This is a genomic window from Halorubrum amylolyticum, from assembly GCF_004114995.1.
In the GTDB taxonomy this organism is placed as follows: domain Archaea; phylum Halobacteriota; class Halobacteria; order Halobacteriales; family Haloferacaceae; genus Halorubrum; species Halorubrum amylolyticum.
On sequence record NZ_SDJP01000055.1, the window covers coordinates 1 to 8,416 of the forward strand.

The 8,416-nt window shown below is 54.3% G+C and carries 9 protein-coding genes and 2 pseudogenes; 4 read left to right on the forward strand and 7 right to left on the reverse strand.

Translation table 11 applies throughout. The annotated features are described in order from the left end of the window. Positions 1–850: 850 nt before the first annotated feature. Entirely contained in the window at positions 851–1,288 is a 438-nt protein-coding gene (locus tag ESO89_RS17860; RefSeq protein ID WP_128906754.1) for a hypothetical protein, read from the forward strand. A 369-nt stretch (positions 1,289–1,657) separates the two neighbouring features. On the opposite strand, the gene ESO89_RS17865 is transcribed toward ESO89_RS17860, so the two are convergent. Then, positions 1,658–2,302 (reverse strand): ribonuclease HI family protein, encoded by a 645-nt coding sequence (locus ESO89_RS17865; protein ID WP_128906755.1) that lies wholly within the window; start codon positions 2,300–2,302, stop codon positions 1,658–1,660. Between the two features lie 428 nt (positions 2,303–2,730). On the opposite strand from ESO89_RS17865, the gene ESO89_RS17870 reads away from it, so the two are divergent. Then, complete coding sequence (locus ESO89_RS17870; RefSeq protein ID WP_128906756.1) at positions 2,731–3,354, forward strand: peptide-methionine (S)-S-oxide reductase MsrA; 624 nt, start codon at positions 2,731–2,733, stop codon at positions 3,352–3,354. Between the two features lie 39 nt (positions 3,355–3,393). Here ESO89_RS17870 and ESO89_RS17875 read toward each other — a convergent pair whose 3' ends face one another. Further along, on the reverse strand, positions 3,394–4,602 hold the full coding sequence (locus ESO89_RS17875) for a threonine synthase (RefSeq protein ID WP_164932835.1): 1,209 nt from the start codon (positions 4,600–4,602) through the stop codon (positions 3,394–3,396). Positions 4,603–4,894: 292 nt separating this feature from the next. Here ESO89_RS17875 and ESO89_RS17880 point away from each other — a divergent pair, with 292 nt between their 5' ends. Both ESO89_RS17880 and ESO89_RS17890 read left to right on the forward strand, forming a co-directional pair. Further along, entirely contained in the window at positions 4,895–5,149 is a 255-nt protein-coding gene (locus ESO89_RS17880) for a hypothetical protein (RefSeq protein WP_128906757.1), read from the forward strand. A gap of 447 nt (positions 5,150–5,596) precedes the next feature. Beyond that, the gene (locus ESO89_RS17890) at positions 5,597–5,905 is read left to right on the forward strand and encodes an AbrB/MazE/SpoVT family DNA-binding domain-containing protein (RefSeq protein ID WP_241686290.1); all 309 of its coding nucleotides are present in this window, start codon (positions 5,597–5,599) and stop codon (positions 5,903–5,905) included. 25 nt (positions 5,906–5,930) lie between these two features. Here the strand turns inward: ESO89_RS17890 and ESO89_RS17895 are convergent, their stop codons facing one another. From ESO89_RS17895 to ESO89_RS18810, 5 genes and pseudogenes are all read right to left on the reverse strand, one after another. After that, the gene (locus tag ESO89_RS17895) at positions 5,931–6,362 is read right to left on the reverse strand and encodes a TRAM domain-containing protein (RefSeq protein ID WP_128906761.1); all 432 of its coding nucleotides are present in this window, start codon (positions 6,360–6,362) and stop codon (positions 5,931–5,933) included. 189 nt (positions 6,363–6,551) lie between these two features. Then, positions 6,552–7,043, reverse strand: a pseudogene (locus ESO89_RS19450) (hypothetical protein). Beyond that, positions 7,036–7,716 carry a nucleotidyltransferase domain-containing protein gene (locus tag ESO89_RS17905; RefSeq protein ID WP_128906758.1) on the reverse strand — a complete coding sequence of 227 codons (681 nt, stop codon included), beginning with the start codon at positions 7,714–7,716 and terminating at the stop codon, positions 7,036–7,038. Before ESO89_RS17905 ends, ESO89_RS19450 begins: the two are co-directional and overlap by 8 nt. 96 nt (positions 7,717–7,812) lie before the next feature. Then, a pseudogene (locus tag ESO89_RS19455) lies at positions 7,813–7,950 on the reverse strand (type IV toxin-antitoxin system AbiEi family antitoxin domain-containing protein); the annotation flags it as partial. Positions 7,951–8,068: 118 nt separating this feature from the next. Then, positions 8,069–8,416 (reverse strand): hypothetical protein (locus ESO89_RS18810; protein WP_206731799.1); only part of this gene is annotated, 348 nt, incomplete at its 5' end.

An 8,416-nucleotide genomic window follows, 5' to 3' on the forward strand; every position in this document is an offset into this window, starting at 1 on the left:
CGTTGACCGAAGCTACGTTTTGCAGGGCGTTGGAGCTGGTGGACACAGTTTCCAAACCCTGCAGCCTCCCTTGGGAGGCTTTCTATGACAGGCTCTTATTAAGGTATCCCATTTGAAAAGTACCACCATCATCTGAGCACGATTCTGGAATGTTTTGGAATTCTTCTTTGTCTGATTGGTTGGACATGCCCGGAGATCGTCCTAAACATCCTGTACCCCCGAGGATTCCAATTGAGGAGATGAGTAAGTGCCGCCGTCTCATGGACACAGACTCAAGCGTTGTGGAATATGTTTTGTGGTTGACTATCTCGACATATTATGAACCGGACAGGAACTACTCCGGGCGGTTCTATCGTATTCACAACCTATCTCGATTCGCTCAATACAGGGGACTCACGGAACGCTCAGTACAACGCGCTCAACTACTCTCTCATATCAAAACGAAAACGTTCTAACGAAACTAGAATACGTAGCAGAAAGTAGCATATTAGTAATGTAGATAGAATGATAAGAGTCACGGTAGTTCCCAAAGGGACAGCTATCGAGATCGCCATCCAAACGGGGACAGCTAACAAAATATGAACTGGTTTGATTTTCATGTTGCCTGCTGGTTCTTCCGAATCTCCTGACATCGTGACGACGTTAGATGCTTGTTCACATAGTATTTCCGCAAAACTACCAAAAAATTTGTCATAGACACAAATGGGCTTTGTTGGCTCTGTTGAAATCCTCAATAAGTGATACATTCTGACCCGGTTGCGGTCAATACAGGGGTCTCACGAATTGTTCAGTCGATATTTCCCTAAACTTCGCCACAAAACATATTCTATCGGGTTTAACTTTACTACCTATGAAGCGAAGACAATTCGGCCCAGCTACAGTTGCTATATTGGGATTGACGGGATGCCTAGAACAATTACCAGACGCATCCAGTCAATCAGACAAAGATGAATTCCAAAATATACCAGACTCATGTTCATCTGAAGATTTGTTTCTTATAGATGTTAATAATAATAATGATCAACCACACCAAGTAACCATTTCTCTGTTTAATGACGAAAGAGAAATGTTATACCAAGAGATGTCTCTAACCGAAGACTCCCGCGAGACCACTAATGACTCGGAGATCATAAGATCAGCTGGATGCTATGACAAGCCTTACTCAGTTGAGGTTAACGTGAGTGAACGTGAGTCTGTTGAGCGTGATTTCAACCCTAAATCAGGCGGATTTCTTTCGGTGATTATTAAATCAGATGAAACAGATATAATATTCTCCACTGCGGATTAGCGCTCTTGTACTGAGCGATCGAGGGCATGAAACTACCAACTGCGGAGGAATTCAACGTTATCTCGCACGACGCTCCGAACATCATTTGAAACTGGTAGGATTCCCAGCGGTTAATTCGCAGCCATCAGCGAACAGCTGTTTCGAGAGAGGATATATCTGAAAAAGAGGATTTCAACAAAGCCACGCAGTTCCATTGCTGACTGCATCCTCTGTATCTCGCAAGCTACTACTGACATGCTGTGGAGAGGTCGGCGTTCGACATCGGTACGTGGGTCCCCTATACAGACCACAGCCCGGTCAAGCGTATCACCTGCTGATGAATTCATCAGAGCCACCGTCCACGAGCACCAACGATAATTCAATCTACACTCACGGACCGAGCGCTGCGATGTCAGCCCCAACCGCAGCGCGAGCGTCTGCCGGGTTCGGATCACTGTCAGCCAAATGCGTCCACTCGCACATGGGGAGTGCTGCAATTCGCTCCCGAATAGTCGGTCGATATGGCGCAGCCGATGCAAGGCCAGAACTGTCCCCCCAGATGTCGTCAATCACAGTCCGTGAATCGATACGGATCTCCACAGTATCCGGGTCACAGCGCGCAGCCAATGCCTCAAGCCCGAGGTGAAGCGCAGCGTATTCTGCGGTGTTATTCTCAGATCGAGCACCGACCGGTCGCCCGAGCTGTACGACCGGCCCGTCATGAACCTGAATCACGGCACCGGCACCAGCTGGACCGGGATTCCCACGGGAACTTCCGTCGACGTAGAGGACAATATCGATGCTGGCTGATTCCCATCGACAGTTCCCACCGATCGGCGAACCAGCAGCGAGAACCTTCTCGACGGCGGTTCGTATTTCGCCATCGGTCGTCTCTGGACTGAACAACCCCCCGTATCCGATCACGGCTGCGTCGATCGCCTCGATAGCAGGGCCGATCTCGTAGCCATACAACGCGAGTACGTCGTCGACTCGACTGGCTAGTGGCGAGAGCCTGTCTGTGGGAAGTTGGTCCATGTTAGTCGGCTGTAGCGTACCGTGCTTCGTGTCGATCCATCGCTGTTACTTCGGTTGGAGTACATAAATATACAAGGACGCGCTGTTCGAGAACGAACACTCCGACTAGTCCGCACCGCAAGCGAGAACAGGAGTACTACGCATATAGACGGAAGAGATTGTCAATGCCTCTTCCACTACGTCTCTTCATATCATCCTCACAAAAGACGGCAGAGATATCTAACGAGCCATCGACGACCCGGCAATGAGCTGCTAATCGAGCTCGTTCACGGCCACAGTCTCGATGATCCCGATATCGAGATTGTCAACTCACAATTGACGACATCCGGCGACCGACACTCAGCATATACGTCTGCGAGCCTAATAGATGGTAGATGCGGCGGGACCCACGAACCGCACTGCGGCGACTCTCGAGGCTGGTGACCCCAATGACGCTTACACAAACACAGATACGTGAGTATGATCGTCGTGCGATGGACAGCGAGGAGACAGACACGGCGACGTTTGGAATCGGGTGTTTCTGGGGGCCGGATGCCCAGTTTGGTGCGATAGACGGCGTTGTTCGCACCCGTGTCGGATACGCTGGCGGGACAAAACTCGATCCAACATACCACTCATTAGGTGACCATACGGAAGTCTTCCAAGTCGAGTTCGATCCTGACACAATAGCGTACCGAGACCTTCTGGAGATGGTGTTTAAGTCACACAACCCGCAGCGCCAGACCAAGAAAACACAATATCAGAATATCGTGTTCGCTGCGACGGAAGGCCAACGAGCGGGCCTCGACGAGTTTCTCACTACAAGGGGACTTACTGCCAATGGAATCGAAACACGCATTGAACAGCTCTCACGGTTCTACCTTGCAGAAGACTACCACCAAAAGTACAAGCTCCGTTCAGTCTCCTCGTTTATGGACGCGTTTGAGGCGGTCGGATACGACGACGAAGAATTGCGTGAGTCGCCGATCGCCGCCAAGCTGAACGGGTACGCCGCCGGGCACGATGTTGCTCTTGCCGAGGAGCTTCCGACACCCGAGCACGGGATGACATAGACATTCTCCCAGAACTGTACCCCCGCATCACTCAGGATGTCACGAACCAGCGAGGAGTGAGGCGAGATGCTCTGGAAGGGCCGTCCTGCTTGTCTGCTTGGTCGCAACCGACGGGTCCCCGGTGCCGAACTCTTTGAACCCCGTCCCAGTGGGGATAAGGACAACATCCTCGTCAGCGCCGATTGCACCGCGTTCCGACAGCCGCGTCGCCCCCGCGAGTGATGTCGCCGACGCCGGTTCAACGCAGAACCCGCCGTCGACAGCAAACTGTCGCTGCGCCACCCGAATTTTCTCATCGCGTAACGAAACGACCGCGCCATCAGTGTCACGGACCGCTGCAAGCGCACGACCGCCGCTCGGCGGGTCGGGATTTCCAATTGAGTGTGCAATCGTCTCGCCGACCTCATCATCCTCGAGCGGCGTCGGATCGACTTCACCGGCATCAAATGCTCGGGTCAACGGATCGGACACAGCAGTTTGAACGAGGTACAGCCGCGGCGGTTCGTCCAACAATCCTGCCGCTTCAAGATCACGAATCCCACGCCAGATCCCCGAAGCGAATCCCCCGGAACTCGTTGGCAACACGATCGCGTCGGGCACGTCAGGCGCGAACGCCTCGCAGATCTCGAAGAGTGCAGTCTTGTACCCGCTAATCCGAGCCGGCGCGTCACTCACGAGGATCGCGATCGGGAGCTCTGTCGACAGCGTGAGCGCATCGTCATAGAGGGCTCCGTAATCGCCGTCAACCCGTATGATTGTCGGTTCATACTGGCCGATGAGTTCCAACCTAACTGACGAGATTTCGTCGGGGACGAGCACGACGCACTCCCGATCCAGACTGGCTGCGTGCGCAGCAGTGCTCATCGCCATGTTGCCGTACGAGACTGTTCCCACAGCGCCGCCACTCGTGGCAATCGCATGCGGGACCGCCACCGCACTGCCCCGGTCTTTGTACGCGCCGGTTGGGTGTTCTCCTTCGTCTTTGACGTACACCTGACAGCCTGCAACAGCGTCAAGCCCCTCGCTTCTGACGAGCGGGGTTCCACCTGCGGCGCGAGCGATTCCCTTCGGCCGATCGATCGGGAGGAGCGGCTCATAGCGCCACATCCCGTCGTAGTCACGACACTCGTCCCAAGCGAACGCTGTCGTGTCAGTTTCGAACCAGACCGGCTCCCCACACGTACAGCGCACCCGAGTTGCCTCCTCGTACTGTTCCCCACACCGGTAGCACCGCGACACAGTAGTCATGGCGCGTCCTGAGAGGCCCGACGACGTATACTCACCGACCGTGCGATCACCTCATTCCTGAGGTCGGTCCAGACAGAACGCGATCAACGCAGGGAGATCTGGCTACCGATTGACTGGCACCCAGTATCGTCTTCGGATCAAGCGCAGTGGTTCTGTGCTCGGAGCGCAGCAACGTCGATACTGATCGGCATGCTTCCAATCTACATCGTATAGGTTCGACTCGGCATGGACGTGTGGCCGTTTCTGTTCGGGCCCGTGCTCGATCGGTCGCTGGCCGGGTGTTGCTGGACTCTTGCTGTTCGTCCTTGCCGTCATCGTCCTTTCCGTTGCCATGGTGTCGATGGGAAGGCCAACCCTATTTGACCGCCCGCTTGCATGGATTGTGCTCGTGTTCCTCGTGCCAACGCTGGGAGCCATCGCAACGATGGGCGCAGCTATCTACGCAGGTCATGCGTGGATCGATACCGACTGGTCGGTCGCTGTCCGCTGCCACTACTCAGCCGTCGTTATCGCTACAGCAGTCCTCGACTGGCTGTTACAGTACTGAAACTTGCTGTGGATACGGCTGGGGTAAATCAGAGGCATTTCCTGAAACCGAGGTCGGTGGGTTGGCGTTCCGCTTGCTGTGCAAGTGGCATTGACGTGATTGATGGAACCAGTGATAGAGAAGCCAGCAGGAGTACTCGAACTGCTCCCGGCAGACCACTCAGCGGTGATATTTCTTACAGATGGGCCAGCTGAGACGATCGCAGTATCCGTGGACGATGGAGAAGTCAGTGAGTAGGTGACGGCGACGCCGCCGGCAGCTACTGTCGCTACCACGGCTGGCGCTGGTGACGCGTTTGCTTGTGCGGTCCTCGCTGCTCGGCATAATGGGATCACGGATCTCAAAGAGTTAGCGATGATCGGGAATTCAGCTGGTGCGGCCGCAGTTTCTACAATCGGACCCTTTGAGGCAGAGGACCATTATTAAGAATCAGTTCTAAGTACGTCTATGGATGATTCTGAGGAGCTGGAGAGCTCTGATCCGGGTCACAAAGAGACAGCAGTAACAGCCTCAGTCTCCCTATCTGGGCAGGTGATGATTCCGGAGGAGTTCCGTCAAATACTCGGTATTAGTACGCCCGGTTACGTACTGTTTCGAGAAACCGATGACGGTAGCGTCGTGATCGAGCAGGTCCGATCTCCCGCCGAGATGGAAGGATTTGCCGCTCGAACTGGAGAAGCAAGCACGGACAAGGCTGCAAGCGAGCTACTGCATGAGAAACGCCAATCAGATGGTGTCGGGTATGATGAGGGTTGACATCTTCCCCGGCATCATTCTTACGTCACTGAGGTCCACGTGGGTTTCGATCGACCACAGTTGCGAAGCCAACGTTCGCTTGAGCATCCTCAATCTCGACCGTGACTCGATCGCCGACATCCGTGTCTGGAACAATCACGACGTAGCCACGATCGATTTTCGCTATCCCGTCACCTTGGTCACCGATATTCTCAATCTCGACCTCACGTCGATCGCCTGCCGTTACCGGCGGCGTTGGTGATTGGTTGGACTCTGTCGATGCTTCCGGTTGAGGTTCCGGTGGTTCAGTCGTCGTGCTTGCTGACGACGGTGTCGGGAGCAGCGCAACACGATACGTTTCGCCGGCTTCGAGATTCCCCTTCTCAATTTCACGGGTCGGAACTGAAATGGAGGACTTACCGTCTCGCTGCTCAACCGTTGCAGAATACAATGTCAGAAGCGACTCAGAAATTTCCATTGTCATGCTTGCAAATATGGACGCAACATCTTGACTTTGAGGTATCTGACAGTAGGAAATCTAACACGTCAACTACTTGTTTCGCCGGGAGCGGCTAGGGATTAACCAACAAACACCGTCTGATCGCATCCCATGTTGGTTAACGAGCCTGACGACCTCCTCTCGACTGCTTGAGACTGATTCACTACCTTATCCACCGCAGATACACTCGTGTCTCTGTTGAGATCGCCCAGTAACGTACGCATGAATCTCGATGGCGAGTTCGCACATCGCTTCAGCACGCGCCGCTGAGGCAAGCCCATCCTGATAGTACGTTTTTGCTCGGTGATCACGCCAGAGATCTGCGAGATCAGCCGCTATCGATTCTTCGAACACACCGACCGTTGCGGCCTCCCAGTAGACACCAGAATGCGTGCCGGGGAGATCGTCCGGCTGCATCGTGCCGCGTTCGAGGAGCCGAAATTCCACGGTCTGTTCGATGGCGACGAACGACGCTTCGATGACCAGGGTGTAGTAGCTTGCATCCTGCAGTGCCTCGGCGCCAGCGAGCAAGCGACAGGCCTTCCGCAGTTGGAGGAGGGCGGCATCCTCGACATCAAGTCAGGCTTCGATATCAGTTGGGCGGCGGTCAAAAGCGGCTTGTACGTTGTCGATGAGTTGCTCGATTCGCGTACTACTCATCGGCGACGACCTCCTTTCGGAGTGAGTTAAGCTGGTTGCTGCCGTAGACCGTAATTCCTTCAGTGAAGATTTCCCGAAGTTTTGATCCAGCTCTGCGTGTGCTCTCGGTGGATTCAATATACGGTTCGAACGCGAATCGGTCACCGTCGAAGCGATCAGACTGGAGATCAGCAACAACATCGGTAATCTGCCGCCGTGCTGTCGTCCGATCACCATCGACGACGACGAAACAGTCGATGTCGCTTTGACGGTCGGCCTCGCCCCGAGCGACGCTCCCGAAAATAACGATCCCGAGGAGGTCGTTGACGTCGTCAGCGTCAGTGAGCGTAGCTTGCACGCGCTCAACGAATGCCCGGATCGGTGCTTGGAACTCCGACTGTGGGACGGCGAGAATTGGATCGTCCTTTTTGAGTCGATCTGTGTTGATCGCGATGTGGTTCCGTTGTGGCGTCTCTCGAATTCGGATGGCACCGATACTGTCGAGGAGCTCAACAGCCCGCCACACCGTCGAGCGGGTGACGTCGGTGGCGTCGACGAGTTCAGGGATCGTAAACTCCGTGTCGTGGGCGTCGGCGAGCAGTCGGAGGATGTCGTCTGCGGCACCGATACGAAAGACATCGGTATCCAGGTCCGGATACGCGTTGATGCAGATTCTTATATCCTGTTTCGTCATTTCAGACACTGTCTGATTTTGTGCAACGACATATAAATAGATGGCGGGTCACAAAGGCAGGCGCTCTACACCGCAGGTGATCCGGTTAGAACTCCGTCACTTACAGTTGGCTGGGTCGACGTTGATCCTAAGGCGATACGTACTGTCGGTCGACCTCGGTTCTGTCTGCGTCGGATCCGGCAGCGAGTAGCCGCTCGTGAACGACGCGACGAGTTCTTCGCGGACGGGAAGATTGGAGAAGTCGGCTTTCCCGAGTGGAGAATCCGTTCCGAATGTATGAACCTATACCTGTGTTTCTTACAGAGAATCAAGGAGAAAGCCCCGCTCTTCAGGACAGGAAGGATGTCAACGGTCAGTCGTGGAATACATCAGCGAACTCTTCAATGATATCTTTAGGTGACTCAGTACGACTACGTGATGCAGTCGGCCCTTCCCAGCAGTCGATGACAATTCCGTTTGCTTGTGAGAGTGATTCAGAATCCGTTGTAACATTGAAGATCGCTGTACGATAGATTCCTAAGAGTCGCTGTTCGTGAACGCTGACATGATCGATACCTGCCCGACTCAGGGTTGCCGGCACGTCCGTTGGACCGCTGAAAGAGACGAGCGTGTCATAGAAAGCGTCACGTACGAAGCTGCAGGGTGCGGGAAGTGTGTCCAACACCAGCGCAACCCTGCAAGACGTAGCTTCGGTAGACGA

Bases quoted from the DNA above. Each gene is read 5' to 3' on its own strand.
- ESO89_RS17860 (WP_128906754.1), top strand. From the start codon at position 851: ATGAAGCGAAGACAATTCGGCCCAGCTACAGTTGCTATATTGGGATTG.
- ESO89_RS17865 (WP_128906755.1), bottom strand. From the start codon at position 2,302: ATGGACCAACTTCCCACAGACAGGCTCTCGCCACTAGCCAGTCGAGTC.
- ESO89_RS17870 (WP_128906756.1), top strand. From the start codon at position 2,731: ATGACGCTTACACAAACACAGATACGTGAGTATGATCGTCGTGCGATG.
- ESO89_RS17875 (WP_164932835.1), bottom strand. From the start codon at position 4,602: ATGACTACTGTGTCGCGGTGCTACCGGTGTGGGGAACAGTACGAGGAG.
- ESO89_RS17890 (WP_241686290.1), top strand. From the start codon at position 5,597: ATGGATGATTCTGAGGAGCTGGAGAGCTCTGATCCGGGTCACAAAGAG.
- ESO89_RS17895 (WP_128906761.1), bottom strand. From the start codon at position 6,362: ATGGAAATTTCTGAGTCGCTTCTGACATTGTATTCTGCAACGGTTGAG.
- ESO89_RS17905 (WP_128906758.1), bottom strand. From the start codon at position 7,716: ATGACGAAACAGGATATAAGAATCTGCATCAACGCGTATCCGGACCTG.